This window comes from Mycobacterium sp., from assembly GCF_049673265.1.
Classification (GTDB): domain Bacteria; phylum Actinomycetota; class Actinomycetes; order Mycobacteriales; family Mycobacteriaceae; genus Mycobacterium.
Map to the genome: position 1 here is coordinate 1 of NZ_JBATXN010000338.1, position 1,716 is coordinate 1,716.

The 1,716-nt window shown below is 63.6% G+C and carries 2 protein-coding genes; both read left to right on the forward strand.

Going from position 1 to position 1,716, the window contains the following annotated elements:
• Positions 1 to 224: 224 nt before the first annotated feature.
• A complete protein-coding gene (locus WBF82_RS11915; RefSeq protein ID WP_424383233.1) occupies positions 225 to 1,079 on the forward strand; it encodes a mycofactocin-coupled SDR family oxidoreductase in 855 nt (284 codons plus the stop codon).
• Between the two features lie 66 nt (positions 1,080 to 1,145).
• Positions 1,146 to 1,716: adenylate/guanylate cyclase domain-containing protein (locus WBF82_RS11920; protein ID WP_424383234.1), on the forward strand; the 571-nt coding region annotated here is incomplete at its 3' end.

Here is a 1,716-nt window from a genome sequence, read left to right on the forward strand (position 1 = left end):
GACCCACGCCGCGAACCGGTAGAGCCAATAAGGTTTGACTACTTCGGTTGTTGGTGTGGTGGCGACCGCAGTCGGCCTGGTTGGTGTTTCAGGTGTTTCGCTCATGCTGAAATGATGCGTGGGCAACGGCTAGGGCCCGCTAGGTACAACCTATGAAAAACTTATGAGTGGCGCCGAAATTGGCCCGCTTCGGCCGAGCCGATATTGCGAGAATTGAGTTTGTTATGGCGGGGCGAGTCGAAGGCAAGGTCGCGTTCATCACCGGGGCCGCCCGCGGCCAGGGCCGGGCGCATGCGGTGCGATTGGCGCAAGAGGGTGCGGACATCATTGCCGTCGACATCTGCAAGCCGATCGAAGGATTCTTGAACCCGCCGTCCACGCCGGAGGATCTGGCCAAGACCGCGGATCTGGTGCGGGGCCACAACCGCCGCATCGTCACCGCCGAAGTCGACGTGCGGGAGTACGAGGCCCTCAAAGCCGCAGTGGACAGCGGGGTCGAGCAGCTGGGCCGGCTGGACGTCATCGTGGCCAATGCAGGTATCAGCAACGCCGGCAGCGATGAGGGCGACACGCTCGACAAAGTCAGCGAAAGAGACTGGCAGGACATGATCGATGTGAACCTGTCGGGGGTGTGGAAGACCGTAAAAGCCGGTGTGCCCCATATACTGTCGGGCGGCCGCGGGGGTTCGATCGTGCTGACGAGCTCGGTCAACGGGTTCAAGGCTTATGCCAATCTCCTTCTCGGTCATTACGTGGCCTCTAAACACGGCGTCGTTGGCCTGATGCGGGCGTTCGCAGTCGAACTGGGTCAGCACATGATTCGGGTCAACTCGGTGCACCCCACGTTCGTGAACACTCCGATGTTGCTGAACGAGGGACTGTACAGACTCGTCCGTCCCGACCTGGAGAATCCCGGCCCCGACGACTTGGCCCCGTTTTGTCAGACGTTCCACACGCTGCCGATCCCGTGGGTGGAGGCCGAGGACATCAGCAACGCAGTGCTCTTCCTCGCGTCCGACGAATCCCGCTACATCACCGGTGTCACACTGCCGATCGATGCGGGCCAATGCCTCAAGTAACACGTATGGCACGCCGGATTCCGTCGATGTGCGAGGTGAGGGAGTCGGTTGTGAGATTCTGCGGGGGTGTCCGCTAGTCAGGCGGCTGCTCCTTCGGGGGTGGTGACGTTTCTGTTCACCGATGTCGAGGGTTCGACCCGTCGGTGGGAGGCAGACGCGGAGGCGATGCGGGCGGCGCTGGCCGCGCATGACGAGGTGTTGCGCTCGGCGATCAAGTCGCATGACGGGTTCCTGTTCAAACACACCGGTGACGGGGTGTGCGCAGCATTCGCCTCGCCTCGATCAGCAGCGGATGCCGCCGTCGCTGCGCAGCGGGCGCTGGAGTTGCCGGTGCGGATGGGGTTGGCGACCGGCGAGGCAGAGTTGCGGGGTGGGGATTACTTCGGTGCGGTGCTGAATCGCGCTGCACGGGTGATGGCCGCCGGGCATGGCGGTCAGATCTTGGTGGCCGACTCGACGGCGGGTCTACTCAGCGGCGTTGATCTGGTGGATTTGGGGCCGCGGCGGTTGCGGGATCTGCCGTCACCAATCGGGGTGTGCCAGGTCCGCGCGCCCGGCCTGCGGACGGAGTTTCCGCCGTTGCGGGCGCTGGATACCAGTCCTGGGAACCTGCGAGCTGCGGTCACCAGCTACATTG

Bases quoted from the DNA above. Each gene is read 5' to 3' on its own strand.
- WBF82_RS11915 (WP_424383233.1), top strand. From the start codon at position 225: ATGGCGGGGCGAGTCGAAGGCAAGGTCGCGTTCATCACCGGGGCCGCC.